At 65.1% G+C, this 14,801-nt stretch carries 19 protein-coding genes, 1 tRNA gene and 1 pseudogene; 13 read left to right on the forward strand and 8 right to left on the reverse strand.

What is annotated here, in order from left to right; translation table 11 throughout:
• Positions 1-254 precede the first annotated feature (254 nt).
• The gene (locus tag ACVMIH_RS19515; protein ID WP_456863038.1) at positions 255-2,087 is read left to right on the forward strand and encodes an outer membrane protein assembly factor BamB family protein; all 1,833 of its coding nucleotides are present in this window, start codon (positions 255-257) and stop codon (positions 2,085-2,087) included.
• A gap of 282 nt (positions 2,088-2,369) precedes the next feature.
• Here the strand turns inward: ACVMIH_RS19515 and ACVMIH_RS19520 are convergent.
• Positions 2,370-2,446: transfer RNA gene (locus tag ACVMIH_RS19520), tRNA-Pro, on the reverse strand.
• Between the two features lie 78 nt (positions 2,447-2,524).
• Here ACVMIH_RS19520 and ACVMIH_RS19525 point away from each other — a divergent pair.
• The 4 genes from ACVMIH_RS19525 (at position 2,525) to ACVMIH_RS19540 (ending at position 6,138) form a co-directional block, all read left to right on the forward strand.
• The gene (locus ACVMIH_RS19525; protein WP_057019147.1) at positions 2,525-3,511 is read left to right on the forward strand and encodes an L-threonylcarbamoyladenylate synthase; all 987 of its coding nucleotides are present in this window, start codon (positions 2,525-2,527) and stop codon (positions 3,509-3,511) included.
• Between the two features lie 134 nt (positions 3,512-3,645).
• A complete protein-coding gene (locus tag ACVMIH_RS19530; protein ID WP_253625594.1) occupies positions 3,646-5,073 on the forward strand; it encodes an FAD-binding oxidoreductase in 1,428 nt (475 codons plus the stop codon).
• 14 nt (positions 5,074-5,087) lie between these two features.
• Positions 5,088-5,537 carry a GNAT family acetyltransferase gene (locus tag ACVMIH_RS19535; RefSeq protein ID WP_456863042.1) on the forward strand — a complete coding sequence of 150 codons (450 nt, stop codon included), beginning with the start codon at positions 5,088-5,090 and terminating at the stop codon, positions 5,535-5,537.
• A 19-nt stretch (positions 5,538-5,556) separates the two neighbouring features.
• Positions 5,557-6,138, forward strand: a complete 582-nt coding sequence (locus ACVMIH_RS19540; RefSeq protein WP_456863045.1) for a GDP-mannose pyrophosphatase — start codon at positions 5,557-5,559, stop codon at positions 6,136-6,138.
• Between the two features lie 197 nt (positions 6,139-6,335).
• Here the strand turns inward: ACVMIH_RS19540 and ACVMIH_RS19545 are convergent, their stop codons facing one another.
• Positions 6,336-6,776, reverse strand: coding sequence for a hypothetical protein (locus ACVMIH_RS19545; protein ID WP_092087297.1), 441 nt, complete (start codon positions 6,774-6,776; stop codon positions 6,336-6,338).
• Positions 6,777-7,049: 273 nt separating this feature from the next.
• Here ACVMIH_RS19545 and ACVMIH_RS19550 point away from each other — a divergent pair, with 273 nt between their 5' ends.
• On the forward strand, positions 7,050-7,304 hold the full coding sequence (locus ACVMIH_RS19550; protein WP_057019143.1) for a hypothetical protein: 255 nt from the start codon (positions 7,050-7,052) through the stop codon (positions 7,302-7,304).
• 88 nt (positions 7,305-7,392) lie between these two features.
• Here ACVMIH_RS19550 and ACVMIH_RS19555 read toward each other — a convergent pair whose 3' ends face one another.
• Complete coding sequence (locus tag ACVMIH_RS19555; protein ID WP_316395728.1) at positions 7,393-7,866, reverse strand: hypothetical protein; 474 nt, start codon at positions 7,864-7,866, stop codon at positions 7,393-7,395.
• 127 nt (positions 7,867-7,993) lie between these two features.
• Between ACVMIH_RS19555 and ACVMIH_RS19560 the strand changes: the two genes are divergently transcribed.
• Both ACVMIH_RS19560 and ACVMIH_RS19565 read left to right on the forward strand, forming a co-directional pair.
• Entirely contained in the window at positions 7,994-8,761 is a 768-nt protein-coding gene (locus tag ACVMIH_RS19560) for an SDR family NAD(P)-dependent oxidoreductase (protein ID WP_057019141.1), read from the forward strand.
• A gap of 169 nt (positions 8,762-8,930) precedes the next feature.
• Entirely contained in the window at positions 8,931-9,191 is a 261-nt protein-coding gene (locus ACVMIH_RS19565) for a helix-turn-helix domain-containing protein (protein WP_016840962.1), read from the forward strand.
• A gap of 113 nt (positions 9,192-9,304) precedes the next feature.
• Here ACVMIH_RS19565 and ACVMIH_RS19570 read toward each other — a convergent pair whose 3' ends face one another.
• A complete protein-coding gene (locus ACVMIH_RS19570; RefSeq protein ID WP_456863048.1) occupies positions 9,305-10,300 on the reverse strand; it encodes a GNAT family N-acetyltransferase in 996 nt (331 codons plus the stop codon).
• Between the two features lie 130 nt (positions 10,301-10,430).
• Between ACVMIH_RS19570 and ACVMIH_RS19575 the strand changes: the two genes are divergently transcribed.
• Positions 10,431-10,958: a collagen-like protein gene (locus ACVMIH_RS19575; RefSeq protein WP_456863051.1), complete on the forward strand. Its 528-nt coding sequence runs from the start codon at positions 10,431-10,433 to the stop codon at positions 10,956-10,958.
• A 56-nt stretch (positions 10,959-11,014) separates the two neighbouring features.
• Here ACVMIH_RS19575 and ACVMIH_RS19580 read toward each other — a convergent pair whose 3' ends face one another.
• Together ACVMIH_RS19580 and ACVMIH_RS19585 are read right to left on the reverse strand one after the other, a co-directional pair.
• A complete protein-coding gene (locus ACVMIH_RS19580) occupies positions 11,015-11,239 on the reverse strand; it encodes a hypothetical protein (RefSeq protein WP_076830377.1) in 225 nt (74 codons plus the stop codon).
• Positions 11,240-11,324: 85 nt separating this feature from the next.
• Positions 11,325-11,591, reverse strand: coding sequence for a DUF2277 domain-containing protein (locus tag ACVMIH_RS19585; protein WP_141342579.1), 267 nt, complete (start codon positions 11,589-11,591; stop codon positions 11,325-11,327).
• A 118-nt stretch (positions 11,592-11,709) separates the two neighbouring features.
• On the opposite strand from ACVMIH_RS19585, the gene ACVMIH_RS19590 reads away from it, so the two are divergent.
• On the forward strand, positions 11,710-11,955 hold the full coding sequence (locus ACVMIH_RS19590; protein ID WP_016840968.1) for a DUF2188 domain-containing protein: 246 nt from the start codon (positions 11,710-11,712) through the stop codon (positions 11,953-11,955).
• Between the two features lie 15 nt (positions 11,956-11,970).
• Here the strand turns inward: ACVMIH_RS19590 and ACVMIH_RS19595 are convergent, their stop codons facing one another.
• Positions 11,971-12,285, reverse strand: coding sequence for a hypothetical protein (locus tag ACVMIH_RS19595; RefSeq protein WP_456866706.1), 315 nt, complete (start codon positions 12,283-12,285; stop codon positions 11,971-11,973).
• A 175-nt stretch (positions 12,286-12,460) separates the two neighbouring features.
• Positions 12,461-12,586: pseudogene (locus ACVMIH_RS19600) on the reverse strand (helix-turn-helix domain-containing protein); the annotation flags it as partial.
• A gap of 214 nt (positions 12,587-12,800) precedes the next feature.
• Between ACVMIH_RS19600 and ACVMIH_RS19605 the strand changes: the two are divergent.
• From ACVMIH_RS19605 to ACVMIH_RS19615, 3 genes are all read left to right on the forward strand, one after another.
• Entirely contained in the window at positions 12,801-13,202 is a 402-nt protein-coding gene (locus tag ACVMIH_RS19605; protein ID WP_316395736.1) for a nuclear transport factor 2 family protein, read from the forward strand.
• Positions 13,203-13,313: 111 nt separating this feature from the next.
• Complete coding sequence (locus ACVMIH_RS19610) at positions 13,314-14,378, forward strand: alpha/beta fold hydrolase (protein WP_456863054.1); 1,065 nt, start codon at positions 13,314-13,316, stop codon at positions 14,376-14,378.
• Between the two features lie 17 nt (positions 14,379-14,395).
• Entirely contained in the window at positions 14,396-14,743 is a 348-nt protein-coding gene (locus tag ACVMIH_RS19615; protein ID WP_141342582.1) for an MmcQ/YjbR family DNA-binding protein, read from the forward strand.
• The last annotated feature ends 58 nt before the right edge of the window (positions 14,744-14,801 follow it).

Below are 14,801 nucleotides of genomic sequence, written 5' to 3' on the forward strand. Positions count from 1 at the left end.
TCCTCCCGTCGACCGCGCGAGGCGCTGGTACGATGGTGACATATTGTTATTTTTGCAACTTATCTTGTTATAATTCTATCACATCGACCGACCTGTCAATGGGAGATCGCGCCGGCGGGCGCTCGAATTGAAGGCGGCGATCGGATGTTGCACCGCCATACGTGCGGCCGGCCTCCGCCAGGCACGATGGCAGCCGGAAGGTTGTGCTAAGCTGCAATTGCTCTCTTCATCAAAGCCAACGCCGGTGAATCACGATGAAACTGAGTGCTGCGATTGCCATCGCCCTGATCTCGTCTTGCCTGCCCGCCGCGGCGCAGCAAGCCGGTGCCGACCTCTACGCGCAACGCTGTGCGCAATGTCACGACAGCAGCAACACGGGTGTTCGCGCGCCGAGCCGCACCACCCTGCAATCCAGATCGTTCGACGAGGTGCTTGGTGCGATCACCACCGGCCCGATGGCATCCTTCGCGCAGGGACTGACCAGCGACGAGCGGGCGGCGATCGCCTCACTCGTCACCGGAAAGGCCGCGTCGCTCGTGCCAACCGAGAGCGCAGGCCAATGCGCGCAGAACGAGACCGGCTTTCCGCAGCCGATCGATGGGCCGCGGTGGAACGGTTGGGGCACGGATATCAACAACAGCCGGTTTCAGCCGGCGGCAATGGCCGGCCTCGCGCAAGACCAGGTCCCGCGGCTGCGTCTGAAATGGGCGTTCGGATTTCCTGACACGTCGAACGCCAACGCGCAGCCGGCTGTCGTCGGCGGCTTGCTGTTCGTCGGTGGCGGCGACCGCAAGGTCCACGCCCTCGACGCCAAAAGCGGCTGCACGCGCTGGGCGTTTCCGACCGAGGCGCCGGTGCGGACGGCCATCAGCTTTGCCCCGCTGGACAACGGCCAGCCTGCCATCTTCTTTGGCGATGTGCGTGCCAACGTCTACGCCCTGAATGCCGCGACCGGCAAACTGATCTGGAAGAGCAAGGTCGACGATCATGTGGCCGGCCGGATTACCGGTGCGCCAGTGTTCTATTCCGGCGTCGTCTATGTCGGCGTTTCATCGATCGAGGAGGCTATCGGGTCTCGTCCCACCTACCAGTGCTGTACGTTTCGCGGCAGCGTCGTTGCGCTGAAGGCCGAGACCGGCGCGCAGATCTGGAAGGCCTATACGATTCCCGAGGCACCGCATCCGACACGGGCGAACGCCCTCGGGACCCAGCTGTTCGGTCCGGCCGGCGCGTCGGTCTGGTCCGCGCCGACGATCGACGTGCAGCGCCAGGCGCTCTATGTCGCGACCTCGAACAGCTATGCCGATCCGGCAACCGACACCAGCGATGCCATCCTCGCGTTCGATCTCGCGACCGGCCGAATGCTTTGGCACCAACAGGCCACACCGAAGGACAGCTTCGTCGTTGCGTGTTTCGGCACCGATCAGAGCAATTGTCCGGAAGACCGCGGCCCCGACCATGATTTCGGCCAATCACCGATCCTGGTGAGCCTGCGTAACGGACAGCGCGTGCTGGTGATCGGCCAGAAATCCGGCGTGGTCCACGCGCTCGATCCCGACCACGAGGGCAAGATCCTGTGGCAGACGCGGATCGGCAAGGGCGGCGCGTTGGGCGGGACCGAATGGGGTTCCGCCGCCGACCAGGACCGAATCTATGTCGCCAATTCGGACGTACGATTTCTCAGGGACGGCGCGCGACGTCTGAATTCAAGCGAAGGTGGCGGCCTGTTCGGGCTCGATCTTGCGACCGGAAGGATCGCGATGCAGGTGGCGCCGGTGGCCTGTGGCGACCGCCCGCAGTGTAGCCCCGCTCTCTCCGCGGCGGTCACCGCCATTCCCGGCGTCGTGTTCTCGGGCGGCGTGAGCGGCTTCCTGCGCGCCTACGCGACCGATGACGCACGGCTGCTCTGGGAAATCGACACCGCCCGCGACTACGCCACGGTCAACGGCGTTGCGGCCCATGGCGGCGCCATGGACGGACCCGGCCCGGTCGTCGTCGACGGCATGCTGTACGTCAATTCCGGCTACGCGCAATGGAGCGGCCTGCCCGGCAACGTTCTGCTGGCCTTTGAGGTCGGCAACCCCTGACGGGTATTTGCGCCGGCAAGCTGAGCACTACTCGCGGCGGGCTATTCGTGCTTTGATGTCGGACAGGATCAGCCGAGAGGTCCGAAGGGAGACCGTGTGGTGCTTGGTGACGTGCTACGCATTTTCACGTCAGGGGCCGCTTCCCTCGCGCGCTCCAATGGTCCCGAATCGCCGATATCAGAGACAGGCGTCCCGAAATCGACCGACATGGCAGCCGCGCTTCAAATCGATGCGCATGTCGTTGCGCACGAAAAACACAGAAACTATAAGTGCTTGAAAGAATGGTCGGAGTGGCAGGATTCGAACCTGCGACCCCTGCGTCCCGAACGCAGTGCTCTACCGGGCTGAGCCACACTCCGACTGAGGGCCGGCTTATAGCGTCGGGTTTCGGGGACCGCAAGGGACCACGAGCCACCCAATTGAGGAATCTAGTCACAGTGGATACAGGTCTGAAAACGCACGTTTTGTCCGCCGGCGCCGCCGCGACGGCGACCGCCGCCGGGGTCCTGGCCGAGGGTGGCCTGGTGGCGTTTCCGACCGAGACGGTTTACGGCCTCGGCGCCGATGCCGGCAACGCCTCAGCGATCGCCCGGCTTTACGAGGCCAAGGGCCGGCCGGCCTTCAATCCCCTGATTGCCCATGTCGCCGATCTGGGCGCCGCCCGCCGGATTGCCCTGTTCAATGGGCAGGCCCTGCGATTGGCGGACGCGTTCTGGCCGGGTCCCCTGACCCTGGTGCTGCCGAAGGCGCTGTCCTGCCCGGTTGCGGAACTCGCGACCGCCGGGCTCGACACGGTCGCCATACGCATCCCGGCCCACAAGGTGGCGCGCGACATCATCAAGGCTTTCGGCGGTGCCGTGGTAGCGCCGTCGGCCAATCTCTCTGGCCACGTCTCGCCGACCACCGCCGAGCATGTGAACGGCGATCTGGCGGGCCGCATCGACCTGATCGTCGACGGCGGGCCGGTCGAGGTCGGCGTCGAATCCACCATCGTCGGCTGCTTCTCCGATCCGGTGCTGCTGCGACCGGGCGGGCTGACGCGCGCAGAGATCGAGCGCGTGCTCGGCCAGCCCTTGCAGTCGCCGCCGCAAGACGCGGAAAGCGACGCCCAGCCGGTTGCCCCCGGCATGCTCGCCTCGCACTACGCACCGCGGACACCGGTCCGGCTCAATGCCAGCGACGTCCATGTCGGCGAAGCCTTGCTGTCGTTCGGGCCGGCGAAGGTCGCGCGGCGCGAATGCGCCTCCGTGGAGATGAACCTGTCCGAGCGCGGCGATCTTGCCGAGGCCGCCGCCAATCTGTTCGGCTACCTTCGCACCCTCGACAAGAGAAACGCGGATGCGATCGCGGTGACGCCGATTCCCGAGGACGGATTGGGCGAAGCCATCAATGACCGGCTGCGCCGCGCAGCCGTTGGGCGGTAACAAGCATGACCCGGACCGGAACGGCCGCGTTGGCGCCAACCGGGAACCGGTTTTCCCTCGCGACAAACGCGAAGCGTTTGCGCGAAGGGCATGCTTAGGCAAAGATCCCCGACTGAGTGAAAGACCAAGAAAAAATGAACATCGTCCAATCAGCGGTGCCGCCGCTTCCGCCCGAATTGCTTGAAAAATTCCGCGCCATCGTCGGCGCGAAATATGCGATGACCGACGCTGCCGACATCGAGCCTTATGTCACCGAGGAGCGTGACCTGTTCCACGGCCGCTCGCCGCTGGTGCTGCGCCCCGGTTCGACCGCCGAAGTCGCTGCGATCTGCAAGCTCGCGACCGAGCACAGGATCGCGCTGGTGCCGCAGGGCGGCAATACCGGCCTGGTCGGCGGCCAGACGCCGCACAATGGCGAGGTCGTGGTCTCGCTGCGGCGTCTCGACAAGATCCGCGATATCGATGTCGAATCCAACACCATGACCTGCGAGGCCGGCGTGGTGCTGCAGATCGCGCAGCAAAAGGCAGCCGAGGTCGACCGGCTGTTTCCGCTGTCGCTCGGCGCAGAAGGCAGCTGCACGATCGGCGGCAACCTCTCGACCAATGCCGGCGGCACCGGAGCCCTTGCCTATGGCGTGGCGCGCGAAATGGCGCTCGGGGTCGAAGTCGTGCTGGCTGACGGCCGGGTGCTGAACGCGCTGTCGAAGCTGAAAAAGGACAACACCGGCTACGATTTGCGCAATCTCTTCATCGGCGCCGAAGGCACGCTCGGCATCATCACCGCGGCGACGCTCAAGCTGTTTCCGCGGCCGCGTGCGGTCGAGACCGCCTATGTCGGCTTGGCTTCGCCGGCGGCCGCACTCAAGCTGCTGTCGATCTCGCGCGATCAAGCGGCCGGAGCGCTGACGAGCTTCGAGCTGCTCGCCGACGTCGCGGTCGACTTCTCGATCCGCCACGGCATCGATATCCGCGATCCGCTTGAGAGCAAGCACCCCTGGTACGTGCTGATGGAGTTGTCGTCGTCGCGCGGCGATGCACGCGACACGCTGGAGGCGATCCTGGCCCAGGGCATGGAGGACGGCATCGTCGATGACGCTGTCATCGCCGCCAATCTGAGCCAGCGCCAGGCGTTCTGGAAGCTGCGCGACGAGATGTCGGCGGCGCAGAAGCCGGAAGGCGGCTCGATCAAGCACGACATCTCGGTGCCGGTCGCAGCCGTGCCGGCTTTCATCGAGGAAGCCAATGCTGCCGTGGTGAAGCTGATCCCGGGTTCGCGGCCGGTGCCGTTCGGCCATCTCGGCGACGGCAACATCCACTACAATGTCAGCCAGCCGGTCGGCGCCAATGCGGCCGACTTCCTGGCGCGCTGGCACGACGTGAATGCCGTCGTGTTCGAGATCGTGCTGCGGATGGGCGGCTCGATCTCGGCCGAGCACGGCATCGGCGTGCTCAAGCGCGACGAATTGCCCGACGTCAAGGACAAGGTCGCGATCGAGTTGATGCGGCAGGTCAAGGCGATGCTCGATCCGCTCGGTATCATGAACCCGGGCAAGGTGCTGTGACCGCGCAGGCGACGATGCCCTCCTCCTCTGCCTCCCTCGCCATTGCAGAGATCACCGATAACGACATCGCCGATGTCGTCGCGCTGTGGCAGGCCTGCGGCCTGACGCGGCCGTGGAACGATCCTGCCGCCGACATCGCGCTGGCGCGGCGCGGACCGAACTCGGCCGTGCTGGTCGGCCGCGACGCCAATGCGATCGTGACGACCGCGATGGTCGGCCACGACGGCCATCGCGGCTGGGTCTATTACGTCGCGGTCGATCCCAACCGCCAGGGCAAGGGACTTGGCCGCACCATCATGGCGGCGGCCGAGGACTGGCTGCGCGCCGCCGGCGTGCCGAAGCTGCAACTGCTGGTGCGGCGGGAGAACGCCAAGGCCGGCGCGTTCTACCAATCGCTCGGCTATGACGAGTCGACCTCGGTGATGCTGGCCAAATGGCTTGACGGTCGCGAAGCGACGCCGTGAGAGGGCTGAGGATCAACGCATGAGCATCGCCGACCGCGTCTGCGTCAAGGACGTCGAGCTGCTTTCGAAGCGCCGCTACGAGCTGAAGAGCGCGACGTTCGACTACCGGCGCGCCAACGGCGAATGGCAGACCCAGGTGCGCGAGGTCTACGATCGCGGCAACGGCGCGGCGCTGTTGCCCTACAATCTGACGACCCGCTGCGTCGTGCTGGTGCGCCAGTTCCGCTTCCCCGCTTTCGCCAACGGTTATGACGATCTGCTGATCGAGGTTGCCGCCGGCATGCTCGACGATGCCGAGCCGGAAGCACGCATCCGCGCCGAAGCGGAGGAAGAGATCGGCTACCGGCTCGCGCATGTGCGCAAGGTGTTCGAGGCTTTCACGTCTCCGGGCGCCGTGACCGAGAAGCTGCATTGCTTCGTCGCCGAATACGACGCCGCGATGCGCATCGGTGACGGCGGCGGGCTCGCCGACGAGGGCGAGGACATCGAGGTGCTCGAGCTTGCGATCGACGACGCGCTCGCCATGATCAGCGACGGCCGCATCGTCGACGCCAAGACCATCATGCTGCTGCAATACGCCGCGCTGCATCTGTTCAGGTGAACGCGGCTTCGCGCACTCAACGCTTTAGACTAGCTGTCCCCGTCATCCCCGCGCAATGGCTATGCCATTGTCGCTGGAGGTGCGAGCCACTTCGGCGAGCCTCGAAGGATGAATCGGCCACCAGCCGGGCCGTGCATCCTTCGAGACGCGCGAAGACGCGCTCCTCAGGATGACGGGGATAAACCGAACGAAATGCTCTACCGCATCGTGATCGCAAGCCCGCTCAGATCGGCGTTGGCCATCAGGCCGACCTGGTGGCCGGTCAACTCCAACACCGCGCCCTTCTGATTGGTCAGCACGATCGCACGCGCGCCGCGTCCGACGGCAAGCCCCGCGCCGGCCGCACCGTAGACGCCGGCAACGTCGGACGGACGGTTGATGTTGCTGACCCGGCCGCGTAGCACGGTCTTGGAGCCGCCGAACACCAGTCCGTAGTCGAGGCCGCCGGTGGAGAGCCGGTAGGAGCGGCCGCGGAAGGTCAACACGCCGCTGCCGCCGGAGCCACCGATGATCCATCCGGCCTTGTAGATCGTGAGCGTCACGAAGCCGCTGTCGGCGCGGGCCGCGGAAGAGAACGCAAGGCCGGTGAACGCCAGCAGCGCGACAAGCGCAGCACGCAGGGTGGATGAAGGTTTCATGTGTGGTCTCCCCAGGATTTACTCACGTCGATTTGCTCTCGTCGATTTGCTCGCGTCGTGACACGGCTGCGAATCGCGATGCTCCGACTGTAGCAAGCGCGTAAACAGGCGCAATTTGGCACAGCGATGGCCGATTTGTTGACGGGTGCTTTCGCACGACCGGTGTTGAACCTGTTCCCGGGGTTGCAATACTCACTGCATGTCCGGGGCGATCGGCCCCTGAGCTCCAGGATTGCCCCGCGGAGCATTCATTTTTCAAACCGGAGATTTCCCATGCGTCGTCTTGCGATTGCCTGTGCCGCCATTGCCGCCACCGTGTCCTTGCTTGCCGCGGCAAGCCCAGCCAGCGCCACGCCCTATCATCTGATCCGCTGGCAGGACACCGGCTTCTGCCAGATCTGGGACCAGAGCATCCCGACCACGCCGTGGCCGGCGAACTTCTCCATCGTCAGCGAGGAGCTGCCGACCTTCGACGCTGCGTTCAGCTACAAGACCGGCCTCCTGAACAACGGCACCTGCGCGTTCTGAGCGAACGCCATTCGATCACGCAAAGGGCGGACACGCGGCAACAGCGCGGCGTCCGTCCTTGTGCTGTCAGATATGACGCGATCCAGCGTCAGTGATGCTTGATCAGGGCGTCGCGCGCGGCGGCGAGTTCGAGGAATGCCGCGCCGTTGCCGCCGCCGTCGGGATGCACCGTCTTGGCCGCGCGTTTGAAAGCCTGCTGGACTTCGGTCGCAGCGAGGCGGCGACCCAACGGCAGGCCGAGCAATTGCCGGTACTGCTCCTCCTGCGTCAGCGCCTTCGGCGCCAGGCCGCGCTGGCCAAACCGCGGTGCCGACAGCATGTGCAGTGCGTCGTTGACGATGCCGAGACGGCGCAGCGCCATCGCTTTAGTGCGGCGGTCGGCCGATTTCATCGCCGCCTGGCGCAGGATCGGCAGCACCTGTGCGGCCGCATGCCGCAGCGTCTCGTCGATGTCGGTCGCGGCGATCTCCGCGACCATTTTGGCCATCTCGCGGTAGTCGGGATCCGGCGCCGCGCAAAAGCGCTCGATCGCAACTTTCCAGTGTCTGATATGCGGGTCCATGTCCGCGGTCCGTAACTGTCATCCGAATCCGGATAACAGCAACGCGCAAACGCGGCTTGGCGTTTCGGTTGGCGCAGTTTTGAATAGTGTTGTCGACAACGCTCACAAATCAGAACGAGGAAACGCCATGGCCCTTCTCGACAATCACATCGCCGTCATCACCGGTGCGGGCTCGGGCATCGGGCGCGCCATCGCACTGGGCTACGGCCGCGAGGGCGCGCGCGTGGTGCTGCTCGACATGAACGGCGATGCGGCGGCGGAAGCGGCCAGGGAGATCCGCAATGCCGGCGGCAAGGCGGAGAGCTTTGCGCTCGACGTGACCAATCGCGACGCCTGCGTCGCGATGGCAAAGCAGGTGGCCGACAAGGCCGGGCCGGTCTCGATCCTGGTCAACAATGCCGGCATCGCGCGCCGCAACGGCATGCTCGGCACCGACGAGGCCGTGATCAAGGATTGGGAAGACATCATCTCGATCAATCTCACCGGCGTGTTCAACGTGACGCATTCGTTCCTCGCGCCACTGCGCAAGAACAAGGGACGCATCGTCAACATCGGCTCGATCCAGTCCTTCGTGCATCTGCGCACGCCGAGTTCGCCGGCCTATACCGCCTCCAAGCACGGCGTGCTCGGCTTCACCAAGGCGCTGGCCGCCGAACTCGGCAAGGATGGTGTGCGCGTCAATGCAATCGGGCCGGGCTTCATCGAGACGCCGTTGAACGAGAAGGTGCGCGCCACCAATCCCGACCTCGTCAAGGTCTTCATGGACCACACCCCGCTCGGCCGCGCCGGCAAGCCGGAGGACATCGTCGGCCCCGCCATCTTCCTCGCCTCGGACCTGTCGGCCTATGTCTCGGGATCGATCGTGATGGTCGATGGCGGCTACCGCACATTGTGACGGATGGAACCGCAATCGTGGCGATTTCTGGGTATTTTGCTTACAGAGCAGGGAGTTAGGGGCGCGTTAAGGGCTTGTTAACCAAACCGGCACACCGTTGATCTACGGGGTAGTTGGTTCTCGATGTCTTCGCTTCACCGACGAAGCGGGCGTTGATCGGGAGGAGTTCATGTCTTACGCGTCCACCGTACCGTCGCCGGAAGCTCTGCTGCCGTCGCTGGCTCCAAATGAAATCGTCCCACTGCTGATCGGCGCGACCGTCGATGAAGTCGAGCGCGAGCTCGTGCTGCAAACGCTTGCGCGCTGCGACGGCAACCGCACCCGCGCCGCGCGCGTGCTCGGGCTGTCGGTTCGGACATTGCGGAACAAGATCCGCGAATATTCGGCCGACGGCATCGACGTGCCGCTGAGCGAGCACGCCGCAGCCTAGAGCAAGATCCGGAAACGCGCGAAGCGGCTTTCCGGGAAGATCGTGCTTGGACAACGAGCTAAGCGTGATGACGATTCAACCGGATCGCATCACGCATGAGCGGCACGTCGACGCTAGATCGGCAGGTCGATCGAAAGCCGCCGCCAGCGCGACAACAGCTCGCTGCCGCCGGCATCAAGGCAGCGAGCGAGACGCACCTCGGTCGTCGCGGCCTGTTGCAGCGTCTGCGCGACCAGCGCCGTCGCATAGTCCCAATAGTCGCGCCGCCCCTTCGGATCGTCGTCGACCAGCGATTTTGCGAGGATCTCGACATAGATCGCAGCGACGGCTCTTTGCCAGAGCTCACCCGCGCGCTCGCCCTCCGCCAAGGACGCGCCGGTCCGCGACTGCCAGGCCAACCAATAATTTTCCTCCGCGCCGCCCCAAGCGGATGGCAATAGCGATGGATCGAGGCATGGCGAGCGACACTCAAGCGGCTGCATGCCGCGCGCGTCGCAGAAGAAGCAATAGCCAAGCTTGTCGTACCAGTTGACGCGCAGCAATCTGCGAATCTCGGTCTGTTGATCCGCTGCGAGCCGCCTCATGCCCGTCAGTTCGAGATCGCCGATGATCGCCGCCAGGCGATCGCGATCATACGGCTCGACCTCGAGCACCACGCCGATATTGCGCGGAAACAAGGCGTCGAGCATCTCGATCATCTCGCGATAGAGCCGGCCCGCCAGGCCGCCGCCGCGCCACGCCTTCGCGACGCCGACATAGTTGCAGTAGATCAGCTCGCTTGCGTGATCGTAGGTGAAGAAGCCGAGGCCGATCGCGCGCCCTTCCGCGCGCAGGATGAAGCAGCGCGAGTCGAGGCAATATGACAGCTGCTGATCACCGACGCTGAACTCTCGTCGCTCGCCGACATCATCTGACAACACCCAACGCACAATGTCGTCGGGGGCGTCGCGCTCGTTCGGAGGAAACAGCTCGGCATACAGATCGAGGACGCCAGTGTTGCGAAACGCCGCTTCGTCGCGCAGATCGTGCCGCGTCACCACGATGTCGAACGTCAGCGTCCCTGTTGCGTCGCCTGCAACTGCCCCGCGCCTGTCGTTCAGAATCCGCAACGCGTCCTCCCGTCACGATCTTCGCATCGAATTATGATTGTTGATCGCTTGCATCAGCCGCGCCCGGCAGAATTGAAGCCGTCATCCAACCTCTGTTACAAGCGGCTTGAAATCGCGACGGAGCATATCAGTGGCTGACGAGACAATCTCCCGCCAGGGGTCACGAGGGGCGCAGGGGCCGCAGGGCCGTCAGGGCGAGCCGGGTCGGCCCGGTCCGCAAGGACATCCGGGGCGGCCGGGGCCGGAAGGTGCGCGCGGCAAGCCGGGTCCGCAGGGCAAGCCCGGACCGGTCGGGAAGGCGGGGCCCCAGGGCAAGCCGGGAGCGCAAGGCAAGGCGGGCGTGCAGGGTCCGCGCGGCGAGGCTGGCCCACAGGGACCGCAGGGACCGGCCGGCCCGCGCGGTGAAGCCGGCCCGCCCGGACAATTGCCGTCGATCGAGCAGGTGATGCCGTGGCTGCACATGATCTTCGACGCCTGGGAAGACTACAAGCGCACCAAGGAGCGTGAAGCCGCCGAGTTCGCCGAGCGCGATGCCGCCGAGCGCGCGGCAGCGGAGGCGATCGCGCTTGACGTCGACGCCATCGACTTCGCGGAAGATGACGACGAGGACGACGATCACAAGAAAAAGAAGAAGCACCGCAAGAAGGACAAGAAGTAGTCCTTCCTGTCCTGGCGCGGCGACGCGGCCAGCTTTGTCCGTGCCGCGCCCTATGCCTACCGCTCCGCGCCCGGATTGGCCGGAGGATCGGAGGGTCGAGCGAGGTGCATGAGTTGGAAGACCCAGCGCATGGCGTAATACCAGGCAACGCCCGCGAGCGCCCCGCAAGCCGACAGGATGATGACGTTGGCAAGGTCGATCGTCCCGCTCGACCACAGCATGCCGCAGGTCCAGAGCACGGCGAACGCAATCGAACAGGACGTGAGCAGGGCAGGCTTCATGGCGTTGCTCCGGGATCGGGTGAACTGCACCGATGCCCGGACGCGTGGCGCCGTACCGTGATCTGCATCACGGTGCGCCCCGCCCTCAGCCAAACCGCAGGCGCGAACGCTCCCTCGCCTTCTCCGCCTCCACCTCGCGATCGCGCGCCGGTGCCGTGGTCTGCAACGAGATCAGGAGCTTGCGCGCGGCATTCGAGACCTCGGTCACGGCCAGGTTGAAGGCGGCCTCATTGGACTGCGACGGCTTGTTGAAGCCGGACAGTTTGCGCACGAACTGCAGCGCCGAGGCGTGGATCTCGTCCTCGGTAGCGGGCGGCTCGAAGTTGAACAGCGTCTTGATATTGCGGCACATGTCGGTCTCCCTCGCCCGCGGCAACGGGGCGGCTCTCTCAGGACGATCGGCTGCTGCAAAATACGACATCGTGGTCTATTCTGGCAGTGTCATCGTCCACGGTGGAGCGAGGTTCCGGATGAGCCACGTGATCTACAAGGTCGTCCAGCACGACGGCGGCTGGGCCTATACCGTCAACGGGGTGTTCTCGGAACCATTTCCTACCCACGCCGCGGCACTCGCCGCTGCCCGACGCGCCGCCAACGAGCAGCGCGTCCCCGGCCGCACCGAGGCGATCCAGTACGAGACGTCGGACGGCAAATGGCTGACCGAAACCGCCTCCGGCAACGACCGCCCGGAGACCGAGGTCGAGGACGGCCGCTAGTTCACCTCGTCGCTTTCAGAACGGAACCTGGACGCCAAGCCGGTCGAAGAACGCCCGCCCCCGATCGGTGATCCGCAATGCGCGCGGAATCCGATGCGGCGCAACGCCGCGCATCTCGACCAGCCGCGCCAGAACGGCATTGGCAAACGGACCGGCGAGATGCGGCACGCGCTCGGTCCAGTCGTTGCAGAGCCGCAGATGCGGCTGCCGCGCCGAATCGAAATCGATTGCCTCGGCCCGGCACCAGGCTAACCCCTGCTCGGTCACGCGACCATCGCGGCCGTCGATCACGACGAGGCGGCGGCGGATCAGCGCATTCGACAACAGCACGCCGAGCTGACCCCGCAAGGTGGTGGTAGCAGGTCCGCGATCGCCTGAGCTGCTCGGCCGGCATCGCACGCCGCCGCCCGACGGTGGCCTTGGCCGCAAGATCGACGAGGTTCTCGATCAGCGCCGCGACGTCGTCGTCCCTGATCCGGTAATATCTGAACCTGCCCTGTGCCCACACCGACAGCACGCGGGCGTCGACCAGCTTCTGCAAATGCGCGCTGGCGCCTTGCGGCGAAATGCCGGCGACCGCAGCAAGCTCGCCCGCCGGCAGCGCCTTGCCGTCGGCCAGCGCACTGACCATGGCCTCGCGGACCGGATCGCCCAAGGCCTCGGCGATCCGCGAAAATCCTGTCTGCAAGCCCTGGGATGATCCCACCGCATCGTCCTCCAGATCGCGCCGAAACGTCCTACCCGCATGCGCCGTGCCACGCAGCTCATTTCAGATTTTCCTGAAACGTTGCGGCGGCCTGTTCCGTTCAAATGGGCGGCAGTCGACCAAACACAAGGGAACGATCATGACAGCTGGCAGCAACGACGCGGAACGTATCTACAGGCTCTGGGATGATGCGCTCGGTAACAAGGACCTCGAGGCGGCGCTCGCGCTCTACGCAGCCGACGCCTCGATCGAGAGCCCGCTGGTCCAGCATTTGATGCAGACCAAAGACGGGATCGTCCGCGGCCGCGACGCGCTGTGCGAGTTCATCACGCGCGTGTTCCGCACCAACCCGCCGCAACGGCGGCGCTTCAAGCAGGGCTTCTTCAGCGACGGCCGCCTTCTCACCTGGGAGTATCCACGGCAGTCTCCGGACGGCGATCAGATGGATCTGGTCGAGGTCATGGAGATCGATGACGGCCTGATCCAGCGTCACCGCGTCTATTGGGGATGGTATGCGCTGAACGTGCTGAAGGCGAGTTAACCGGACACTTCTGCGTCAGGGGCGCGGCGCCGCTATCGGACGACGCCTTCCGTCATGCTAGGCTTGCACGCAAGCGGCTGGACAAATGCGCCGCGCGTGGGAAGAAGCATAATGATCCGTTGGTGCGCGGCCTTTGTGGCCGCTGTTGTTGTCTCGATGTCGGTACCGGCCATGGCTGCAGACTATCCCACGCCGCAGGATGGCGAATGGATCGCAAAGGACTTCAAGTTTCACAGCGGCGAGGTGATGCCGGAACTGCGGCTGCACTACACCACGGTCGGCGCGCCCACCGGACAGCCGGTGCTGGTGCTGCACGGCTCCGGCGGCTCGGCGGCCAGCATGCTGACGCCGAGCTTTGCCGGCCAGCTGTTCGGCCCCGGCCAGCCGCTCGATGCGGCGAAATACTACATCATCATCCCCGACGGCATCGGGCACGGCAAATCGTCGAAGCCGTCGGACGCGATGCGGACGAGCTTTCCGAAATACGACTACAACGACATGGTCGACGCGCAGTATAGGCTGGTCACCGAAGGGCTCGGTATCAGGCATCTGCGGCTCGTGATCGGTAACTCGATGGGCGGCATGCACACCTGGATCTGGGGCGTGCGCTATCCGCGGATGATGGACGTGCTGGTGCCGATGGCCTCGCAGCCGACCGCTATGGCGGCACGCAACTGGATGCTGCGGCGGACGATACTGGAAACGATCCGCAACGATCCCGACTACAATGGCGGCAACTACACCAGCCAGCCGCGGATGATGAAATACGCCATCGCCGCCTATCGCTTCGCCAGCGCCGGCGGCACGCTCGCCTACCAGATGCTGGCGCCGACCGCGACGCAGGCCGACAAGCTCGTCGACGACCAGCTGGCCCTGCCGGTCACATCAGATGCCAACGACTACATCTATCAATGGGAGGCCTCGCACGATTACGATCCGTCGGCGGGACTGGAGAAGATCGAGGCCACCCTGCTTGCGATCAATGCGGCCGACGATGAGCGCAATCCGCCGGAGACCGGCGTCACCGAAGCTGCAGTGAAGCGGATCAAGAACGGCAGGATTGATCTGATCCCGGCAAGCAGCGAGACACGCGGCCATCTCACCACCGGCGACGCGCGGTTCTATGCCAGGCAATTGCAGGAACTGTTGCAGACGGCGCCGCAACGCACGATGTAGCGATCGAGGCCAGGGCGATGTCCGCTGATCGCTTCCGCCGCATTGCGCTGAGCCTGCCCGAGGTCGTTGAAGGCGCGCATCACGGCACCGCCGACTTCCGCGTCGGCAAGCGCATCTTCGCGACGCTCGGCTATCCCGACCAGGATTGGGGCATGGTGAAGCTGACACCTGAGCAGCAGGCGATGGTGATCGAGGCCGAGCCCGAGATCTTCCGGCCGGTGCCGGGCGGCTGGGGCAAGAGCGGCAGCACCAATGTCCGCCTCGCGAAAGCGGATCAGATCACGCTGCGCAGCGTGCTCGAAATGGCGCGGGACAATATCGCGGTGAAAGCCGCGAAGAAGGCGCGCACGAAGCAACCAACCTGAGCGCAACCATCCCGCACTGCATCAAGCAAGACACGCGGATTCGCTGATTCTTTGAGCA

The organism is Bradyrhizobium sp. USDA 4503 (genome assembly GCF_054055815.1).

Bases quoted from the DNA above. Each gene is read 5' to 3' on its own strand.
- ACVMIH_RS19540 (WP_456863045.1), top strand. From the start codon at position 5,557: ATGAGCATCGCCGACCGCGTCTGCGTCAAGGACGTCGAGCTGCTTTCG.
- ACVMIH_RS19545 (WP_092087297.1), bottom strand. From the start codon at position 6,776: ATGAAACCTTCATCCACCCTGCGTGCTGCGCTTGTCGCGCTGCTGGCG.
- ACVMIH_RS19615 (WP_141342582.1), top strand. From the start codon at position 14,396: ATGTCCGCTGATCGCTTCCGCCGCATTGCGCTGAGCCTGCCCGAGGTC.
- ACVMIH_RS19565 (WP_016840962.1), top strand. From the start codon at position 8,931: ATGTCTTACGCGTCCACCGTACCGTCGCCGGAAGCTCTGCTGCCGTCG.
- ACVMIH_RS19555 (WP_316395728.1), bottom strand. From the start codon at position 7,866: ATGGACCCGCATATCAGACACTGGAAAGTTGCGATCGAGCGCTTTTGC.
- ACVMIH_RS19535 (WP_456863042.1), top strand. From the start codon at position 5,088: ATGCCCTCCTCCTCTGCCTCCCTCGCCATTGCAGAGATCACCGATAAC.
- ACVMIH_RS19610 (WP_456863054.1), top strand. From the start codon at position 13,314: ATGATCCGTTGGTGCGCGGCCTTTGTGGCCGCTGTTGTTGTCTCGATG.
- ACVMIH_RS19530 (WP_253625594.1), top strand. From the start codon at position 3,646: ATGAACATCGTCCAATCAGCGGTGCCGCCGCTTCCGCCCGAATTGCTT.
- ACVMIH_RS19560 (WP_057019141.1), top strand. From the start codon at position 7,994: ATGGCCCTTCTCGACAATCACATCGCCGTCATCACCGGTGCGGGCTCG.
- ACVMIH_RS19580 (WP_076830377.1), bottom strand. From the start codon at position 11,239: ATGAAGCCTGCCCTGCTCACGTCCTGTTCGATTGCGTTCGCCGTGCTC.
- ACVMIH_RS19550 (WP_057019143.1), top strand. From the start codon at position 7,050: ATGCGTCGTCTTGCGATTGCCTGTGCCGCCATTGCCGCCACCGTGTCC.
- ACVMIH_RS19515 (WP_456863038.1), top strand. From the start codon at position 255: ATGAAACTGAGTGCTGCGATTGCCATCGCCCTGATCTCGTCTTGCCTG.
- ACVMIH_RS19590 (WP_016840968.1), top strand. From the start codon at position 11,710: ATGAGCCACGTGATCTACAAGGTCGTCCAGCACGACGGCGGCTGGGCC.
- ACVMIH_RS19585 (WP_141342579.1), bottom strand. From the start codon at position 11,591: ATGTGCCGCAATATCAAGACGCTGTTCAACTTCGAGCCGCCCGCTACC.
- ACVMIH_RS19605 (WP_316395736.1), top strand. From the start codon at position 12,801: ATGACAGCTGGCAGCAACGACGCGGAACGTATCTACAGGCTCTGGGAT.